17 protein-coding genes and 6 pseudogenes are annotated in these 18506 nt (G+C 66.0%); 20 read left to right on the top strand and 3 right to left on the bottom strand.

Going from position 1 to position 18506, the window contains the following annotated elements; translation table 11 throughout:
* Positions 1 to 150: 150 nt before the first annotated feature.
* From ACTRO_RS51575 to ACTRO_RS36895, 3 genes and pseudogenes are all read left to right on the top strand, one after another.
* Positions 151 to 495 (top strand): annotated as a pseudogene (locus tag ACTRO_RS51575) (NAD-dependent epimerase/dehydratase family protein); the annotation flags it as partial.
* Between the two features lie 4 nt (positions 496 to 499).
* Entirely contained in the window at positions 500 to 1039 is a 540-nt protein-coding gene (locus ACTRO_RS50570; RefSeq protein WP_281177923.1) for an NAD-dependent epimerase/dehydratase family protein, read from the top strand.
* A gap of 40 nt (positions 1040 to 1079) precedes the next feature.
* Positions 1080 to 2111 (top strand): annotated as a pseudogene (locus ACTRO_RS36895) (IS256 family transposase); the annotation flags it as partial.
* A gap of 21 nt (positions 2112 to 2132) precedes the next feature.
* Here ACTRO_RS36895 and ACTRO_RS36890 read toward each other — a convergent pair.
* Entirely contained in the window at positions 2133 to 3371 is a 1239-nt protein-coding gene (locus ACTRO_RS36890) for an IS110 family RNA-guided transposase (protein ID WP_034270723.1), read from the bottom strand.
* Positions 3372 to 3755: 384 nt separating this feature from the next.
* Between ACTRO_RS36890 and ACTRO_RS46425 the strand changes: the two are divergent.
* The 7 genes and pseudogenes from ACTRO_RS46425 to ACTRO_RS36855 all read left to right on the top strand — a co-directional run.
* Positions 3756 to 3974 (top strand): annotated as a pseudogene (locus tag ACTRO_RS46425) (transposase); the annotation flags it as partial.
* Positions 3975 to 4228: 254 nt separating this feature from the next.
* Positions 4229 to 4891: an HAD family hydrolase gene (locus ACTRO_RS36880; RefSeq protein ID WP_211244539.1), complete on the top strand. Its 663-nt coding sequence runs from the start codon at positions 4229 to 4231 to the stop codon at positions 4889 to 4891.
* 271 nt (positions 4892 to 5162) lie between these two features.
* On the top strand, positions 5163 to 6443 hold the full coding sequence (locus ACTRO_RS36875; RefSeq protein WP_084316813.1) for a helix-turn-helix transcriptional regulator: 1281 nt from the start codon (positions 5163 to 5165) through the stop codon (positions 6441 to 6443).
* 50 nt (positions 6444 to 6493) lie between these two features.
* A complete protein-coding gene (locus tag ACTRO_RS36870) occupies positions 6494 to 6895 on the top strand; it encodes a GNAT family N-acetyltransferase (RefSeq protein ID WP_063628135.1) in 402 nt (133 codons plus the stop codon).
* 339 nt (positions 6896 to 7234) lie between these two features.
* Complete coding sequence (locus tag ACTRO_RS46420) at positions 7235 to 7768, top strand: haloacid dehalogenase-like hydrolase (RefSeq protein ID WP_169739999.1); 534 nt, start codon at positions 7235 to 7237, stop codon at positions 7766 to 7768.
* Positions 7728 to 8992, top strand: a protein-coding gene (locus ACTRO_RS36860; RefSeq protein WP_157436653.1) for an IS3 family transposase whose coding sequence is annotated in 2 segments (ribosomal slippage) — positions 7728 to 8006 and positions 8009 to 8992 — 1263 coding nt in all. Because the reading frame shifts where the segments join, the coding sequence is not laid out codon by codon here. The genes ACTRO_RS46420 and ACTRO_RS36860 overlap by 41 nt, the downstream gene beginning before the upstream one ends.
* 232 nt (positions 8993 to 9224) lie before the next feature.
* The gene (locus ACTRO_RS36855) at positions 9225 to 9782 is read left to right on the top strand and encodes an NUDIX domain-containing protein (RefSeq protein ID WP_034278434.1); all 558 of its coding nucleotides are present in this window, start codon (positions 9225 to 9227) and stop codon (positions 9780 to 9782) included.
* Here the strand turns inward: ACTRO_RS36855 and ACTRO_RS36850 are convergent.
* Together ACTRO_RS36850 and ACTRO_RS51190 are read right to left on the bottom strand one after the other, a co-directional pair.
* Positions 9765 to 10646: an NsdA family TPR-like regulatory protein gene (locus ACTRO_RS36850; protein WP_084316810.1), complete on the bottom strand. Its 882-nt coding sequence runs from the start codon at positions 10644 to 10646 to the stop codon at positions 9765 to 9767. The two genes, ACTRO_RS36855 and ACTRO_RS36850, sit on opposite strands and share 18 nt — an antisense overlap.
* Before the next feature lie 31 nt (positions 10647 to 10677).
* Positions 10678 to 10890 carry a helix-turn-helix domain-containing protein gene (locus ACTRO_RS51190; RefSeq protein WP_084316809.1) on the bottom strand — a complete coding sequence of 71 codons (213 nt, stop codon included), beginning with the start codon at positions 10888 to 10890 and terminating at the stop codon, positions 10678 to 10680.
* 108 nt (positions 10891 to 10998) lie between these two features.
* On the opposite strand from ACTRO_RS51190, the pseudogene ACTRO_RS51185 reads away from it, so the two are divergent.
* The 10 genes and pseudogenes from ACTRO_RS51185 to ACTRO_RS36810 form a co-directional block, all read left to right on the top strand.
* Positions 10999 to 11277 (top strand): annotated as a pseudogene (locus ACTRO_RS51185) (HAD family hydrolase); the annotation flags it as partial.
* Between the two features lie 85 nt (positions 11278 to 11362).
* Complete coding sequence (locus ACTRO_RS36845; protein WP_034270712.1) at positions 11363 to 12352, top strand: NAD-dependent epimerase/dehydratase family protein; 990 nt, start codon at positions 11363 to 11365, stop codon at positions 12350 to 12352.
* 125 nt (positions 12353 to 12477) lie between these two features.
* Positions 12478 to 12954, top strand: a pseudogene (locus ACTRO_RS36840) (asparaginase domain-containing protein); the annotation flags it as partial.
* Between the two features lie 69 nt (positions 12955 to 13023).
* The gene (gene tnpC, locus ACTRO_RS36835; RefSeq protein WP_063628134.1) at positions 13024 to 14457 is read left to right on the top strand and encodes an IS66 family transposase; all 1434 of its coding nucleotides are present in this window, start codon (positions 13024 to 13026) and stop codon (positions 14455 to 14457) included.
* 255 nt (positions 14458 to 14712) lie between these two features.
* Positions 14713 to 14838, top strand: a complete 126-nt coding sequence (locus tag ACTRO_RS50565) for a hypothetical protein (RefSeq protein ID WP_281177921.1) — start codon at positions 14713 to 14715, stop codon at positions 14836 to 14838.
* 27 nt (positions 14839 to 14865) lie between these two features.
* Positions 14866 to 16061, top strand: a protein-coding gene (locus ACTRO_RS36825) for an IS3 family transposase (protein WP_157436651.1) whose coding sequence is annotated in 2 segments (ribosomal slippage) — positions 14866 to 15142 and positions 15142 to 16061 — 1197 coding nt in all. Because the reading frame shifts where the segments join, the coding sequence is not laid out codon by codon here.
* 44 nt (positions 16062 to 16105) lie between these two features.
* Positions 16106 to 16333, top strand: a pseudogene (locus ACTRO_RS51180) (asparaginase); the annotation flags it as partial.
* Positions 16330 to 16803, top strand: coding sequence for a PPC domain-containing DNA-binding protein (locus tag ACTRO_RS36820; RefSeq protein WP_034270704.1), 474 nt, complete (start codon positions 16330 to 16332; stop codon positions 16801 to 16803). The pseudogene ACTRO_RS51180 and the gene ACTRO_RS36820, both read left to right, overlap by 4 nt.
* 169 nt (positions 16804 to 16972) lie before the next feature.
* The gene (locus ACTRO_RS36815; RefSeq protein WP_034270701.1) at positions 16973 to 17440 is read left to right on the top strand and encodes an NUDIX hydrolase; all 468 of its coding nucleotides are present in this window, start codon (positions 16973 to 16975) and stop codon (positions 17438 to 17440) included.
* Between the two features lie 55 nt (positions 17441 to 17495).
* Positions 17496 to 18470 carry an inositol monophosphatase family protein gene (locus ACTRO_RS36810; RefSeq protein ID WP_211244537.1) on the top strand — a complete coding sequence of 325 codons (975 nt, stop codon included), beginning with the start codon at positions 17496 to 17498 and terminating at the stop codon, positions 18468 to 18470.
* Positions 18471 to 18506 lie beyond the last annotated feature (36 nt).

Raw genomic sequence — 18506 nt, 5'->3', positions numbered from 1 at the left:
TACGCTGGCCGTCGTTGCGGGAGCAAGCCCGCGGAGTGCAGGTGCAATTGGTCCAGGCCAGGCTGGCGCCGCTCCGGTCGAGCTACTTCGATCCACCGCATGCCTACACCTTGCTTGGCTCCACCGTGACGCTCTGCTTAGCTGGTGACCATGCGCATTCTGGTCACCAGAGCATTCGGTTTCATCGGCACTGCACTCGTTCACCACCTGGCGCAAGATGGTCACGACGCCATAGCCCTTACCACCCGACCAACTCGCGACGTACCCTCGCATGTTCCCGTCACCGACGTGGTACACGGTTCGCTTCTCGATGAAAAACCGCTGAGCCGCGCGCTCCGCGGGTCGGTCGGAGTCGTCCACCTGGGCGCGCTTACGCGAGTCCGAGAGTCTTTCGAACGCGAGAGCGAGTACCTCGCTGTAAACGTCGAGGGAACTGCTGCGCTGTTCCGGGCTGCTGAACTCGAGATGAAGCACTCCGGTCGACCATTGCGGTTCGTGTTTGCCTCACCGGAGGTGTGTACGACACTGCGGCCCCCAACCGTTCGCCGAAGCAAGCGCCATCAAACCCATGAACCCATACGCGCAGTCGAAGCTCCGGGCCGAAGAGTTCCTTCGTGCCGCTTCGCCGGGCGGCTCCGGTTCATCGGTAACTATCCTGCGGCTGTTCAACGTCGCAGGTGCAGTTCATGGTCGCGGCGACGACGATCTATCCCGAATCATCCCCAAAGCTCTAGCGGTCGCGGCTGGCCAGGAACAGCGGCTCCAAGTCAACGGAGACGGCTCGGCCCTGCGCGATTTCGTACGTGTCTCCGATGTAGCCGATGCACTAACCTTGGCGCTCGATTCCGATCACCCTGGAGAGTCCCAGACCTACAACGTCGGCTCGACGCCGGCTTCAGTAGCAGAGATCATCAAGGTCTGCGGTGAAGTCAAGCGGCGGTCACGTCCTGGGATGTGGTGTACGGCTGATCTTCCCGATGGAGTGATGCTGTCTCGTATGGCGGGCGTGGTGCCCGCATGCGAGGCGGCCACCGGCTGATTCTTCGAGAACGACCAAGCTCTTGAAGGAGATCAGCACGATGACCGCTGGAGACAGTCTGCCGTTCGCCGCCGCGCTGGAGGAGAACCTCGCCTCGGCGAGTCCCGACATGCTCCGGGCGATGGTGGCGTTTTTCGCCCAGCAGATGATGGGCGCGGAGGCCGATGCGCTGTGTGGTGCGGAGTACGGGCAGGTCAGCGAGGGGCGTACCAACTCGCGTAACGGCTACCGGGCGCGGGCGTGGGACACGCGGGCCGGCACGGTGGAGCTGGCGATCCCGAAGCTGCGGGCCGGCTCGTACTTCCCGGAGTGGCTGCTCGAGCGCCGTTCCCGCGCCGAGCAGGCGCTGATTAGCGTGGTGGCGACCTGCTACCTGCTGGGCGTCTCGACGCGGCGGGTGGAGAGGCTCGCGCAGAGCCTGGGGGTGACGCAGCTATCGAAGTCGCAGGTGAGCGAGATGGCCAAGACGCTTGATGCGCGGGTGGCGGAGTTTCGCAACCGTCCGCTCGACGGTTCGCCCTACACGTTCGTGTGGGTGGACGCGCTGATGCAGAAGGTGCGCGAGGGCGGGCGTGTACTGAACGTCGCGTGTCTGGTCGCGGTCGGGGTGAACGCCGAGGGGCACCGCGAGATCCTCGGGGTCGATGTCACCAGCAGCGAGAACGGCTCGGGCTGGGTGGCGTTCCTGCGCTCCCTGGTCGCCCGCGGCCTGTCCGGGGTGCAGCTGGTGACCTCGGATGCCCACGGCGGCCTGATCGACGCGATCGGCGCGGTACTGCCCGGCGCGGCGTGGCAGCGCTGTCGCACCCATTATGCAAGGAACTTGATGAACCAGGTGCCGAAGAGCGCCCAACCGTGGGTGGCGACGCTGCTGCGCACCGTCTTCGAGCAGCCCGACGAGCAGGCCGTGCGCGCCCAGATGGCCAGCGTGATCTCAGCGCTCGACGAGAAGTTCCCCAAGGCCGCCGAGCACCTCGAGCACGCCCGCGAGGACCTGCTCGCCTTCGCCGCCTACCCCAGGGAGGTCTGGCGGCAGGTGTGGTCGAACAACCCGCAGGAACGGCTGAACAAGACATCTCACGTGGCTAGGAAGTCAAGCGGCCAGGGTGAGGGTGGCTGGCGGTGGGGCGAAGGCCGCGTGCTCGTCGAAGTGCTGTCGGGTGTGTAGGCAGTAATAGAGCTGTCCGAGCAATCGGTTGAACAGGTGTCTCTGGGCCTGGGCGTGCCAGTCGCCTGTGTCGCGGCGGTGCCGGTAGTGGGCGTTGGCTCCAGGTGAGGCGTTGAGTGCGGCGAAGGCCCATAGGTAGCCGGCCGCGTTGAGGCGGTTGTTCTTGACGAATCGGCGTCCGACGTAGCGTTTTTTGCCGGAGGCGCGGGTGATCGGCGCGGAACCCGCATACGCCTTGAGGGCGCGGGCGTCGGCGAATCGGCTGCGGTCGTCGCCGACCTCGGCCAGGACTCGTGCGCCGAGCTGCACGCCCAGGCCCGGGAAGCTCAGGAGGATCTCGGCATCGGGATGCTGGGGAAAGTGAGCTTCGACGGCGGCGGCCAGGTCGTCAGCGGCCTTGCAGGCGGCATCGAGCTGGCCGAGCAGGGCCAGGAGTTGGGTGCCCATCGCTGCCTCGACGAGTGCAGGGTGGCGGGCCTGGTCGGTGCGCAGCGCTGCCTTGATGCGTTCGGCCTCGGCATCGATGCTGCGGACGCGACCTGCGCGCTTGAGCGCCGCGCGGACTTGGGCCACGGAGAGTCGGGCGGCGTGTCCTGGCGTCGGGGCGATCGCCAACACGGCCCGCGTCTCCGGGCGGGTTAGCCCGCCCTGCCTGACCAGGAAGGCCTGCAACGCGACCGGGTAGTACTCGCGCAGCAGCGAGCGGACCTGGTTGCTGATCTGCTGGCGGCTCCAGACGGCGTCCTGCTGCGCCCGCGCCAGCACGGCGATTGCCTTGGCCAGCTCCGAGTCGGCTGGCAGCGGCCGATGCGCATGGCGGTCGGTGCGCAGGATGTTGGCCAGAACGAGTGCATCGCCCGGATCGGACTTCTTGCGGGAAACCGCGTGTCGCTCCCGGTAGCGGGCCGCGGCGAGCGGATTGATCGCGAATACCTCGCGGTGCCCGGTGCGCAGCGCGGCGACCAGCAGACCGTGGGAGGTCTCGAGCGCGACGGGTATCGGTGCCTCGGCGCTGTCGCCGTGGTCGGCCAGAAGGTCCAGCAGCCGCCGGTATCCGGCCGCGTCGTCATCGATGCGCAGCGCGGCGAGCACGGCGCCGTCCTGGTCGACCAGAGCGATGTCGTGGTGCCCCTCGGCCCAGTCGATTCCGCAGTACACATTCACAGTAGTCTTCCCTTTTCTCGCTTCCCTCGCAGGTGGTGGGCCTTGACGGGTCACGTGGCGACCTAATCCCAGGACTCTGCGGTCCGCCATCTCACTAGCCGTTCGCGACACCGGCGCACCGCGCGGGCCCCGGTCTCCGACAGAGCTCTACGGCTCACGGGTATCGAGGGGTCTCCGCGCAGCAGGCTCGTACCACGAAGAGCGACGACGCACCGAAGGTGCAAGTTCCGCGGCAGTCACGAAGACCCCGGGCGTCGCCGCTCTTGTTCGAGGGCTCAAAGGCCAGGAGATCCGCAGGGATGCGCCCGGGGTCCACGCGACTGCCGTGAAATAAGCCAGGGGCGCCGCGCCCCAGCCGACCAACGGCCGCTAACCATGGATTAGGAGATCCGCCGACGCACCGACGTCGTCGGGATCTTCCCCGACCGCGACGCCATCATCCGCCTGGTCGGCGCCGTCCTGGCCGAGCAGTCCGACGAGTGGACCGAACAGCGCCGCTACATCGGCGCCGAGATCCTCGAACGGTGCCGCAAGGCCGGGGCCGCTCACACGATCGAGGGAAATCAGGGCCCAGAGACCGCCCTCGCGCCCCTCGCCGCATAAACTAGTGACCACGGATCAACCGGTGGCCTTACACCACCACCGTGGACGTGACCTCAGCGCTGTGTCATCCCGGTAGAGCACCTCCTCCCAAGCCGGAGCCACAAGCGCTGCTGCCCGACTGCTCGGCCATCCGCCGCAATCTCCGTTGGACTCCGAGAACTCCGATCTCACGACGATCATTACTGACGCCTGGAACGCACTGAAGTCTCGATGAGTCCGCATCTAACATTCACCCCAAGACAAGGATGAGGCAAGTGAGCGCGAGCGTGCGTGCAGTGATCTTCGATGTAGGTGAGACACTCTTGGACGACAGCACCTTTTGGGGCTCGTGGGCGGACTGGCTGGGCGTCCCGCGCCACACCCTCGCCGTCCTCGTGGGAGTCGTCACTACACAGGGTCGGGACAACGCCGAAGCACTCAGACTCATCAAACCGGGCTTCGACCTCGTCGCCGAACGCGCTGCGCGCGAACGAGCCGGACACGGCGAGTCGATCACCGACGCCGACCTCTACCCGGACGCACGCCCCACCCTCGGGGCCCTGCGTGACGCCGGCTTCTGGGTCGGTATCGCCGGCAACCAGACCGAACGAGCAGGCCTACTCTTGCGTGCCCTCGAACTGCCTGTCGACGCCATCGCCACATCCGACGAGTGGAATGTGGCCAAACCAGACTCGCGCTTCTTCGAGCGCCTATGCACCTGGTCGGGCCACCGTGCCGACCAGATCGTCTACGTCGGCGACCACCGTGACAACGACATCATCGCGGCCCACAGCGCAGGTTTACACACCGCCCATATTCGTCGAGGGCCCTGGGGTTACCAGAACGCTGACGATCCGAAATTGCGGGCGACGGCCACCTGGCGCATCAACGAGCTAACCGAATTGCCTGCGCTCCTCATCTCGTCCGATACTGGCTGAGACCGTCACAGCCCATGCAGAACCGTCGGCCCTTACAGCACGGACGTCCATAAGGACTCGCTACCCACTCAGCGCTTCGACCAGCGCAGGTGGTCCTGCGCTCACCGATCTGGGCTCATGCCCGTTCGTGAATCAGCATTCTTTTACCGAGCCTTGAGATGCCAACGCCACTGACGTGCGGTATTGAGACGAACACGCGCGGTAGCCTAGGGCTAGCGGGATCTCCCAATGTCCAGGCCAGGACCAATGACGGTGGCGAAGTGAGCGAGTGATGGTCGGGGAACGAAGGGTCAGACTTGCTCGTCGACGACGGGCGATCGGCATGTCGCAGCAGGACCTGGCTGATCGCCTCCATGTTGACGTCCGGTCTGTCGGCCGCTGGGAAGCCGGCGGAGGCGATCCTCAACCGTGGCTGCGCAATAGCCTTGCACTTGCGCTGGACATCTCCGTCGACGAACTTGAAGCCCTCCTGCGGGCCGGTCAGCCTGAGTCTGCATCAGTTCCTCTCACCGGCCACGCAATCGCCACTGCCCATACCCGGCAGAATGAACGGCACGCGGTCGTCTCGACCACCGCCGCTGATGAATTGATGAGTCTTCGCCGATCTCTCGCCAGCTCGGTAACCGATGGAGCGCTGTCGGGGTCGCTGCTCTTCGGCCTCGAAGAGACAGTTCGACAGTACGGCCTGGCCGCCCGTGATCAGCCCGCAAGTCTGCTGCTTGCAGACCTCACGGCGGAGCTCAGCGAGGTTCAAGAACTCCTCACGCGCCCGCGCCCGCTCTCAACCGCCGCCATCTTGACCAAGATCGCGGCCCGAATGGCCGGATTGATCTGTCTCACGCTCATAAAACTTGATAGACGCAGCGAATTCCGCAGTTGGGCCCGTGTCGCGAGTAGCGCTGCCCACGAGGCGGGCGACCCGGAGACCATCTCGTGGGTTTTGGCCCAGGAAGCGTACGGGCACTACTACGGCGGTGATCTTAGTGAGGCGCTGGCCGTGGCTGCCAGTGCCCAGCAGGCGGCCCACGCTGCGCCCCGGGTCGGCTCGGTGCTCTCCGCCGCCCTTGAAGCGCGCCTTCTCGCCGCTCGAGGCGACAAGAGCCGGTGCGAGCGCGCGCTCGGCCGAGCAGAAGATGTTCTAGCACACCTGCCGCCGGAGTACATCAATGACTCCGCGTTCGGCTACGACGAGGGCCAGCTCCGTTTCCACGAGGGCAACGCCTACACGCACCTCGGCGACACAGCCAAGGCGTGGCTCGCCCAAGACGCAGCCCTTGAGCTCTGCGCTCCGGCGGACTTCATGGACCGTGCCTTCGCAAGGCTTGATCGCGCCTCTTGCCTCATCAGCGACGGTGACGCCGGCTCAGGCCTCGCGTACGCTATCGAAACCATGAGCAACTTGAGCAACCAGCAGCGAGCGGGCATCATCAGCCTACGCGGCCGGCAGCTACTGCGAGCAATCCCCGAACCTCGCCGTCACGCTCTACCCGCTGCTGCTGAGCTGCGAGACCGCTTGATGACTCCCGATGCGAGCGAGGTACCCGAACCGTGATCACTCTTGCCCCAGTACGCCCCGAGGACACTGAGGCGCTTGCCGACCTCATGGACGAACTGGAGCAGTTCTATGGCGGCACCCCCGACGATCTCCTGGAAGCCAGGTTGGCACAGATCGAGGAAGCACTGTTTGGCGAGCGGCCAGCAGCCGAGGCCTTGCTCGCGTGGGACGGTGACAAGCTCGTCGGATTCGCTTCGTACTCGTTCCACTGGCCTGCAGAAGGCTTCACGACTTCGCTCTACCTCAAGGAGCTGTACGTCGCTCAGTCCTCACGCAGGACCGGAGTCGGCAAGCGACTGATGACAGCGCTGGGCGAGATCGCCCGGGCTCGACGATGCAGCCGCTTCGAATGGGGAACCGATACCGGTAATGAGACGGCGCAGCGCTTCTACGCTTCGCTCGGGGCGACGCCGAACGACGGAAAGGTGGCCTACCGGGTGACCCTCTAAGCGGGGCGCACCAGTTTTCTCCAACACGCTGCTCCACCGCATCGGGCCATCATCAGGACCGTAGATCCGCTGTCCGGTCCCCTGCCACGGATCCGGGTGCCTGATACGTCGAGGGCACGAGTTGCTGCCTCGACTTCTCCACGTTCGTGAATTCTGGCGCGCGGTGAGCTGCATGCTGGCACGGCGAAGCCCTGGCGCAACACCGCGTCGCAGGTCTCGACGTGTCCGTGGCCACTCCGCTCGAATCAACACGTTACCGAGCGAACCAGGACCAGGACCGGCATCGTCGATCCGGATCCGCTCTTCACGACCTTCGTCGTAAGTATGATCGGCGCCCATATGTCCCGGCTCGAGCAGCTCCAATCTCTAGGCCGCGCGCTACCCGGCGCACGAGCAGCACTCGCAGCGCTGGCCGCACGACCCGAAGTCGTACAAGGCTTGCTGACCGGCAACCTCCGGGAGGTGGCGCGCTTGAAGCTCGCTGCCTTCGGTTTGGACCAGTTCATCGCCTGGGAGTTCAGCGCATTCGCGGAAGATGGCTCCGAGCGGCTGGAGCTCCTCGACGCAGCGCGATCGCGGGCGCTGGTGAACGCCGACCTCTCCATTGCGACGGAGCGGCCGATGCTCATCGGCGACACCAACAACGACGTCAGCACGGCCCGCGGCGGTCACGTCTCGATCATCGCCGTCGCAAGCGGGCAATTCACAGTCTCGGAACTCCGCGATGCGGGGCCAGCACGGTTCTCGCCAGCTTGGACGGTGGGGCGACCCCTTCGACGTGGACACCTTGATGATTGGATCCTGATGGATCCGCATGGAAGAGGTGCACGTGATGGGACGTCCGTCCAACTACTCCCCGGAGTTTCGCGCTGACGCGGTGGCGCTGGTGCTCGATTCGGCCCCGCCACGCACGATCGCCGACGTGGCGATGGAGCTGGGCGTGAACCGGGAGACGCTGCGCTCCTGGGTGCGCAGGGCGCAGACCGAGAAGGCCTCGGCCCAGGCCGGCGGGCTTAGCGCCGCCGAGCGCGAGGAGCTCAAGGCGCTGCGCCGACGGGTCAAGACGCTTGAGGAGGAGAAGGAGATCCTGCGCAAGGCCACCCAGTTTTTTGTCAAGGAGATGAATCGCTGAGCTGCCGCTACAGATTCGTCTCCGAGCACTCCCGGCCGGATCTTCCGGCCGGTCAGCGGCACGCGGTCACCCGCCTGTGCCGGGCGGTGAACGTCAGACGCAATAGCTACTACACCTGGATGGCCGCAGCACCGGCCCGCGCGCGGCGGGCAGCGGAGGAGCGGGCGCTCGCCGGCCGGATCCGCCGGATCCACGAGGCCTCGCGCTGCACCTACGGCGCCAAGCGCGTCGCGCTCGACCTCGCCGCCTGGCACGAGCGCGACGGCGTCGGCCCGGTCAACCACAAGAAGGTCGCCCGAGTGATGCGCGAGCACGGCATCGAGGGCCGCCACCAGCGCCGACGCCGGAACCTCACAAAGCAGGACCCTGCCGCAGCACCTGCACCCGACCTGCTCGGACGCGACTTCACCGCGAGCGCGCCGAACCTGAAATGGTGCGGGGACATCACCTATATCCCGGTCGGTGAATCAGCGTTCGTCTATCTCGCCACAGTGATCGACTTGTTCTCCGGCCGCCTGATCGGCTGGTCGATCGCGGATCACCACCGCGCGGAACTGGTGCGCGACGCTCTCGCTGCCGCCGTCGCCGCCCGCGGCGGGTCCGAGGCCGTACGCGGCGTGGCCTTCCACTCCGACAGGGGCAGCGAGTACACCTCGCGCCTGGTCGCCGACTACTGCGCGGGCCAGGGCATACGCAGGAGCATGGGCCGGGTGGGTTCGTGTTTTGACAACGCCGCTGCGGAGTCGTTCTTCGCGGCCTACAAGAGAGAGACCGTCACAACCCTCGAGACCGGACGGTTCGCCGACGAGGCCGAAGCCCGCCGCGAGACGTTCCGCTGGATCGCGCTCTACAACCACAGGCGCCGCCACCGCCGTGCCGGGCTGCTCTCGCCAGCCGACTACGAACTCCGGTGCAACTCCACCAGCGTCAATGATAGTGCTACACTGATACTCGAAGCCGCATGAAACCCGGTGTCCATATCCCGGGGGTCACCTCAACGGCGCACCTTTCGATGCCGCACTCGATTCATATCTGACCGAGCCGAAGTAGGCCGCCGTACCTGATCGTGCCGATTCTAATCCGCCGCTTCGTGCCGGACCTACGGAGGCGGTCGGCCGGATGCGGCAACATTCGCAAGTGGGAGAAGGAGGTCCGGTGTCCGCGGTCTGCAGGTGTGGGCTCTGGCACAATGGCCAGGTGGGCAACGACGAGGAAGACGGTTCGGTCTGGAAGGTTTACGGGTCTAGGACTATCTACGACAACCAGTGGATAAAGGTAGACCTAGTCGATCTGGAGCAGCCCGACGGCCACCGTTTCGAGCACCACGTGGTACGCCTACGAGCTGCGGCGATCGCGGTCATGCTCGACGAGCAGGATCGCGTGCTGATGCTCTGGCGCCACCGCTTCGTCGCCGACCGCTGGGGCTACGAGCTACCCGGTGGTTTGGTCGATGACGGGGAAGAACCAATCGAGACCATCACTCGGGAGATCGAGGAAGAGACCGGGTACCGCGCCACGAGCATCAAACCGCTCCTGAGCTTCGAGCCGATGGTCGGCATGCTCGATAGCCCCCATCACCTCTTCGTGGCACGCGACCTCGAGCAGGTCGGTGAACCCACGGACGTCACTGAGTCGGCACGGCTGCAGTGGATTCCGCTTACCTCACTCCCTGACCTGATCGCCAAGGGCGAGATCTGGAACAGCGGAACTTTGATCGCAGTGATGCAGATCCTGCTATCACGCCACGAGGGCTGAAGCAGCTTCGACCCGGCGCAATTGCCGCTCAGAGCTCGTGACCATCGCAAGATGTCGGGCCTGGGCCAACTGTCGGCTGGCCTCCTCACGCTCGCCCGCGTGTGCCAAAGCGATGGCATAGTCGCACCGGAGCCCCGCCTCTGCGCGCGTGAACGACCGGTCCATCGCTTCCAGAGCGGAGGCGGCCTCCTCCACCGCACTGGCCACGCCAAGGCGAGCCATGCAGTGTCCGCGCCACCGGGCGAGATGTGAGGAATCCAGAGAGAGGAACGGCAGATCTGGATCACCTGCTCCCGACGGGAGCAGCAGATCAGCTCGTTCCAAGGCCGCTAACGCTTCTCGCTCGGCGCCATGGGCAGCACAGACCTCCGCCTGCACACCATGCATCCATGCACGAAGGCGAGCCGGGACCTTCGCACTGAACTGGTCAAGTGCCTGGGCGACGCACTCAACGGCGTCGCCGGTCATGCCCAGGTCCATCAGGACATAGGCTTGCTCCGTCATCGCATGGGCATAGTGCACTGAGCTGCCCGCTTCGAGTGAAGCCGCCTTCGCGCTCTCGAACATCCGCCACGCCGTGTTGAAGAGGCCGAGGTCCAAGGACTGCCATGCGGCCAGGGTGGCGGTATCCGCGAGCACTGCTGCAAGCTTTGATCGCCATCGATAGGTGACAGAGTGACGGAGCAACGATTCCATATTCTCGATGTGCGTGGTGATCTGATCCCGCAGAACCGCGCCGCCGAGCCTGCGATCCTGCACCCGAATGTTCCCCGTCTGCGAAATAAGCAACGCAACCGTTGACTGGTCAACACGCTGGGAGAGCGAGATCGCAAGGCGCAACGAGAGGGACTCTTCGGATTCCAACCTGGAATCCTGCTCGATAACCGCCGGGGCCTCAGGACGGCGAGCGAGGAGATCGGCGAGGTCCTCGAGAGTCAACTGAAGCGCGCGCCAAAGCGGGACGGTTCCACGGCTGGGGTTCCGACGCGCCGTGCTCCCAGCGTGCGACGCTCTTCACATCAACGCCGAGCCGTATCGCGAGCCGCTCCTGGGACATCCCGAGTGCGCGTCGACGACGAGCCAATGCCGTTCGCCGACCAGTGGGCATCACCAGACCCCTTACATCTCGCAGGTCGCAGCGTTCGGGAGATGCGACCGTTCGACACAGATCCAATCCTGACAAGGTTACCGGTGGCGACAGGTCTACTACAATGCGATTGCAGGGCCGAACCTTCGTCAACCCTGCCACGATGAGTCCATCACGGACGCTGATCTCTACGCCGATGCACGTCCCGCGCTCGCTGCCCTACGCGACGCTGGCCTGTGGGTTGGAATCGCTGGAGACCAGACCGAACGAGCCGGCCAACTCCTGCGCGCCGTTGACCTGCCGGTCGACGCCATCGCCACCTCGGGCGAATGGGGTGTGGCAAAGCCGGGGCCGCGCTTCTTCGAGCGCCTGTGCAGTTGGTCAGCTTGCGACGCCGACCAGGTCGTCTACGTGGGCGACTACCGGGACGACCCTCCGCTGCATGCCTACGCCTTGCTTGGCTCCACTGTGCTGCGCTGCTTAACTGGGGACCATGCGCATTCTGGTCACCGGAGCATTCGGGTTCATCGGCACCGCAGTTGTTCACCGCTTTGCGCAAAACGGTCACGACGTCACGGCCCTTACCAGCCGGCCAATCGGCCAAGTGCCCTCGGATATTCCTGTCGCCGAAGTGGTTCACGGTTCCCTGCTGAATGAGGAGTCGTTGAGCCGCGCGCTTCGCGGAGCCGATGGCGTGGTACACCTCGGCGCTCTGACAAGGGTCCGCGAGTCCTTTGAGCGCGAACGCGAGTACCACGCCGTCAACGTCTCGGGAACCGCATCGCTGGTTCGCGCCGCCCAAGCCGAGAACAGCGCATCAACTCGACCTTTGCGGTTCGTGTTCGCCTCAACCGGAAGTGTCTACGACACCGCGGCACCGCAGCCGTTCACCGAATCAAGCGCCGCCAAGCCGACGAACCCGTACGCGCAGTCGAAGATGCAGGCCGAAGAGGTCCTCCGTACAGCTGCTTCGGAGAGCTCGCGTTCGTCAGTGACGATCCTGCGGCTATTCAACGTCGCTGGCGCAGCCCACGGCCGCGGCGACGGCGACCTTTCCAGGATCATCCCGAAAGCGCTCGCGGTCGCAGCCGGTCACGAACAACAGCTGCAGGTCAACGGGGATGGTTCGGCACTGCGCGACTTTGTGCACGTGTCCGATGTAGCAAGCGCGCTCACCAGGGCACTGTTGTTCGGGCGCCTCGGGGAGGCCCGGACCTACAACGTCGGCGCAACCTCCGCCTCGGTCGCAGACATCATCAAGGTCTGCGGCGAAGTCAGCGGCCGTGCCATCCCCGCGGAACATCTGCCTCCCAAGCCGGAGCCGCAAGTCCTGCTGGCCGATTGCTCTGCCATTCGTAGCGACCTCGATTGGACTCCGAAGCACTCCGATCTCAGTAGGATCGTCTCAGATGCATGGGCTGCAGTGAAGTCCGCTGGCCGACGCTCCTCTTCGGTCGATGGCTCGCCCGCGCAAAGCGCTTGATCGCTGTCGATCGGTGGGGAGGGGAACCCGGCGTCAGCCCAGTTGACGCTCGGCCCGGCGCGTCGGCTCCGTGCGCCTGTGAACCGTTTGCAGTGCTGCGCCGCGACCCAAGGGAAGGACCGCAATTGATCGAACAGGCGCCGCGATTGGCTGTGTTCAGCCTTGGCGGGACCATCGCCATGACCGCGCAGGCGGGCGGTACCGTTGCCCCGGCACTGACTGGCCAGCAACTTCTGGAAGCAGTGCCCCAGATCGGAGCCCTCGGCTTCGACCTCGAGGTCTCAAGCTTCCGGCAGAAACCAGGGGCGTCGCTCTCCTACGACGACCTGTTCGATCTCGCGGAGGCGATCAGCGCCGCCGTCGACGCCGGCGCAGCCGGCGTCGTGGTCACCCAGGGCACGGACACCATCGAGGAGACCTCGTACTTCCTTGACCTACGCCACGACCACCGCGTACCGGTGGTCGTCACGGGCGCAATGCGCAACCCGACCATGGCCGGCGCCGACGGCCCGGCGAACCTCCTCGCAGCCCTACAGACTGCCGCCGAACCGCGCACCCCACGCCGTGCCCTCGTCGTGTTCGCTGACGACGTTCATGCAGCGTGACAGGTTTGGGTGCTTGATCGACCCGGCTGGTTGACGGCCTGTCAGGATACTGTGATCATTGGTCGGGTGACCGCGTCGGAGCAGCCTTCGTATGAGGAGTTGCTGGCCGAGAACGCAGCGTTGAGGTCCGCGGTGGCCGAGTTGTCGGGCGTGGTCGAGGTGCTGCGCAGCCAGGTCGAGGCGCTCAAAGCGCAGTTGTCGGCGAACTCGCGCAACTCCTCGAAGCCGCCGTCCTCGGACGGGTTGGCCAAGCCGTCGCCCAAGTCGCTGCGCGGGCGCTCCGGGCGCAAGCCCGGGAGGCCGAAGGGCGGCCCGGGGCTCACCCTCGATCTGGTGGCCGAGCCGGACCGGGTCATACGCCACCGCCCGGGCTCGTGCGCGGGCTGCGGGAGTGCGCTACGCGATGCCGCGCCGGTCGCGCTCGAACGTCGGCAGGTCTTCGACGTTCCCGCAGCGGCGGTCACGGTGACCGAGCACCGAGTGGTCTCGTGCCGGTGCGCCTGCGGGACGGTCACGGCCGGCGCGGCTCCCGCGTACGCGTCGAAGACCGTGCAGTACGGGCCACGGATCACCGGGATCGCCGTGTACCTCCTGCACGGACAGTTCCTCTCGAGGGCCCGCACCGCCCAAGCCCTCTCGGACCTGTTCGGCCTGACCCTGGTGCCCTCGACCATCGGCGCGATGGTCAAACGTGTCGTGCGGCCGCTCGGCCCGGTGCTCGAACGGGTCCGCACGGCGATCGCGGGTGCGCCGTTGGCGTTCTTCGACGAGACCGGGATGCGGGTTGCCGGCGCGTGCCACTGGCTGCACTCGGCGTCCACCACCCGATTCAGCCTGCTCACGGTGCACCGTCGGCGCGGGCGTGAGGGCAGCGACGCGGCAGGGGTGCTGCCGAGTTTCATCGGGATCGCGGTGCACGACGCCTGGGCGCCGTACGACACCTACACCGGCGCCACCCACGCACTGTGCAACGCCCACCTGCTGCGGGAACTGCTCGCGGTCACCGAAACCGGACGCGATGCGGACAAGGCGTGGGCCACCGCGGCGATCGAGACGCTCCTCGCGCTCAAAGCAGCACTCGAACGCGCCGTGCACGACGCCGGCGGCGGTCCGGTCGAGGTCGACACCGCCGGGTTCCACACCGCCCGGCTCACGCAGATCGCCGCACACGGGATCGAGAGCACCGCGCAACGCGAGACCACGCTGGTCCGCAAGCACCACGCCCTGGCCGTGCGCCTGCATGCCCGGATCGAAGACTACGTGCGCTACGCGCGTCACCCAGAGTTCGGGATGTTCTTCGACAACAATCCGGCCGAGCGCGAGATCCGGATGCCGAAGAACCGCATCAAGATCTCCGGGAGCATGCGGACCCTGACCGGAGCACGCGAGTTCGCCGCGATCCGCTCCTACACCGCCACCGCCGCCAAACACGGCCTCGGTGTTCTCGACGTGCTGATCCAGGCCGCCGAAAGCCAACCCTGGACCCCACAGACGACCTGACGGCCACCCAGCATCACGGTTGCCAGCTCACCAACCCAAACCAGTCACCATGCAGCATCCCAGGTCAGCAAGGCCCACAGCACCAGCATCGCGGCGTTCGCCTCGGCACCCGGCCCGATCGGCCACGTCGCCGAAGGCCACGTCACCTACCACGCCAGCCCCGCACCAGCCCCCAGCATCCGCGGGGCGCTGCTGCGTCGGGTACGCACCGGCCTGATCACCGCGGCGTTGGGCGACGACACGACTCTGCTCGGGATGGCAGGTCCGCACCTCGACGGCCTCGTCGTGGCCGGATTCGGAGCCGGGCACGTGCCGGCCGACTGGGTCCCGGTCCTTGAGAAGTGGGGTGCCCCGCAGTTCTTGGACATGAGTCCGGCATAGGATGAATGTTCACGAAGTGAGGATGTAGTGGCAGGCAGGACGCGTAGGTACTACTCGCCGGAGTTCAAGGAGCAGGCGGTTCTCGAGGTGCTCAGGCCTCGCCCGAACAGCCAGGTTGCCGCGGAGCTCGGGGTGGACGACGGGACGCTGCGCAAGTGGGTGCACACCTACCGCAAGACCCATCCGCGCGGGCCGGTTCCCGCCGCGGCGTCGGACACGGGTGATCTGAGCGCGGAGGAGCGCGCGCGGCTGCGGGCGCTGGAGAGGGAGAACCAGGAGCTGCGGGCGAAGATCGAGTTCTTGGGAAAAGCCACGGCCTTCTTCGCCCAAGAGTATCGGTGAGCGAGCGCTACGAGCTCATCGACGGGGAGAGGGCGGGCTACGAGGTCGCGATGATGTGCGACGCGCTGGAGGTCTCGCGCTCGGGCTACTACGACTGGCGCTCGCGCCCGGCCTCGGCCACGGCCGAGCGGCGCGAGGAGCTCAAGGGCGAGATCACTCGGGTGTTCGCCGCCTCGCGGGAGACCTACGGCTACCGGCGGGTGCACGCGCAGCTGCGTCGGGAGGGGATCGAGGCCGGCCCGGAGCTGGTGCGCGCGCTGATGCGGGAACTGGAGCTCGAGCCGTGTCAGCCGCGGCCCCGGCCGGTCACCACGGTCCGCGACGAGTACGCGTCGGCGACCCCTGATCTGGTCAACCAGGTGTTCGACGACGTCGTCCCCGGCCGTACCCTGGTCGGTGACATCACCTATATCCGCACGTGGGAGGGATTCTGCTATCTGGCGACCGTGCTGGACTGCTGTACGAAGATGGTACTGGGGTACGCGGTGGCCGACCATATGCGCGCGGGGCTGGTGATCGACGCGATCCGGATGGCCGAGCGCAACCACGACCTGCATCCCGGTGGGATCTTCCACGCCGACAGGGGTAGTCAGTACACGAGCATGGAGTTTCGCGACGAGCTTCGGAGGCTCGGCATCCGCGCGTCGGCCGGGCGGACCGGGGTGTGCTGGGACAACGCGATGGCCGAGTCGTTCAACGGCGTCATCAAAAATGAGCTGATATACAGGACGACCTACGCGACGCACGCCATCGCGAAGCGCGACATTGCCCGGTACGTGGAGCTGTTCTACAATCGTCAACGCCTTCATTCGACGCTCGGGTACCGCACCCCCTTCGAGGTCTACTCGGAGCACGTCTCGAAGATGGCTCTCGCCGCGTAAGACAGAGATCGGATGCTGTCCGAGAACTTCGTGGCCCCTCAAAGCTCGCTTCGCGCATCCCTGTCGTCCTCACCACCCGTACTGGCCGCGGACCAGTACTCAGCCGCACCTACGGATTCCCCGGTTCCGAGTCCGACCTACTCTCCCGCGGCCTGCTGTCTGGCGAGGCGCTTACGCCCGTCAAGGCGAAGGTCTTGCTGCACACCGCCTTAGCCGCCGGCTTGACCGCGTCGGCCATCCACAGCCTGATCGCCGCCGGAGCTGCCTCGTGAAGGCCGCCGAACTCACCCTCGGACGCGCCTTCGGCGTGACCTTCGACCATGGCGAGGACTTCTTCGAAAGCCTCACATCGTTCTGCGCCGAGAACCATGTTCGTCAAGGGTTCGTGCCGAGCTTCATCGCGGGACTTGCCGAAGCCCGCGTCGTCGGCACCTGCGACAAACTCGAGAGTCCTGACGCGCCGGTGTGGAGCGCCGTGCACCTGAGCAACGTCGAGGCGTTCGGTGGTGGCACCTTCACGCACCTGGACGATGGCTCAATCTCTCCGCACATCCACGTCACCGTCGGTGAAAAAGCCCGCTCGGCCACCGCCACAACGAGTCACCTGCTATCCGCGAGGATCCAGTTCCTCACTGAGATGCTGGTGTTCGAGGTGCTCTCACCTGTGATGACGCGCGAGCGAAACCCGGATCTTTACGATGTGCCCCTGCTTGGCTTCGGGCGCGGCGCTGCCGCGCGCTGACGCCGAGTCCAGAGCGTTACGACGACACAGCGATTCACGTGATCGAGCTCACCGGTCGCGGAGGTCTAATGAATGAAGTCGTCTGGGCGGCCCGCACGTCCGATTGCGCGCCACCGACCGCTGCTGCCAGACGCGCCCTCGGCGCGTGATCGAAACGGAGGGCCCAGGCATGGGACGCACGGAGTACTACGACGACCCCAGAGCGCCCAGGCCCAACTCGCTTGTGCCCGCCAGCGGGATCCTCGTGGTCAACGAGGACGGTGAGATCCTCATGCAACGTCGCCGCGACACCGGCCAGTGGGCGATCCCCATGGGCAAACAAGAACTCGGGGAAAGCTCCGGCGCGTGCGCCGTGCGAGAAACCGAAGAAGAAACCGGCATCCTGGCCGAGATCACGGGACTTCTCGGCGTCTACTCTAACCCCCACCACATCGTCGCATACAGTGACGGCGAGATCCGCCAGCAGTACGAGGTCATCTACATCGGCCGCCCGTTCGGCGGCGCACCCCGCATCAACGACGAGGCCGACGGCGTGCGCTGGATCGGCCTAAGCGACCTGGGCTCATACGACATTCATCCATCGATCCATGAGCAAATCGGCCACTTCCTCAGCGGCAGCTACCCCTACCTCGGGTAAAGCGCGCAAGCCCGCATGATGCTGATAAACACACGCGTCTCAAGGCCGCCGCACGTTGGACACCTGCTGGAGCGCGCTGAACAACGGAAAGGCGACCATGTACTCCGGCCCCGCACCCACCGACACGGCCAACACGGTCGCGCGCATCGTGCGCACCGTGATGGCCGAGTCGCGCCCAGCCCTGCTGAGGGCCGCCCTGACCGGCCGGCGGGGCGAGAAGGAGAATCTGCGGCATAAGGGCAACTTCCTCTCGGAGCACGACGTACGGATGCACGATAGGTACCGCGATCTGTTCGCGGAAGCCCTCGGTTCCTTCGTCTACGCATCGGAAGAAGACGACCCGCTGATCGTCGGCCCCGACACCGACCCTGACCTGCTGATCCTCGTCGATCCACTCGACACCAGCGAGTTGGCGGTCAGAGCCCTAAACGGGTACACGCATGTGCTTCTCTACTCCAGATGTCTTCGCCGACCGGTCGCCGCCGTGGTCGGCGACATCTACCACCATGTGCAACTCTTCATCGGGTGTCGTCACCACGACGGCGAGGACCGGGCCTATCTGATCACCGCCGATGACGACGTGTATCGTCTGTCGACGCGGCGCACGCCCGTCAGCATTTCGCAAGCACTGATCACAAACTACCTGATGCGGCCCGCCGAGCGTCTCCAACCGATCGCGCGCCAGCAGTCCCTGATCGACGCACTGACCAAGCCCGGCGCAGACGGACCTGCACGCGGCCGCATCGGCGTCGACTTCGGCTCCATCAGCCTCTGCCACGTTGCCGCGGGCCAGACCGACGCCACCGTCGAGTTCGCCAAGGGCTTCGCCATCTGGGACCTCTCACCCGGCCACTACATCCTGCACTCAGCCGGCGGATGCGTGATCGACCTGCACGGCAAGGAACTATCCCTCGACTACGGACTCGACAGCCTCGAGGACATCGCCGCCGCCATGAAGAAGCGACGCACCTTCATCGCCGCCGGCGCCGCGTCCCTCGCCCATGAGATTCTTGCCTGTTTCGAGCCCTGAACGCGCCCTTCGTCCGCGATCTATCCGGCACGGTGC

This window comes from Actinospica robiniae DSM 44927 (genome assembly GCF_000504285.1).
Classification (GTDB): domain Bacteria; phylum Actinomycetota; class Actinomycetes; order Streptomycetales; family Catenulisporaceae; genus Actinospica; species Actinospica robiniae.
This window is presented reverse-complemented; position numbering and strand designations above follow the sequence as displayed.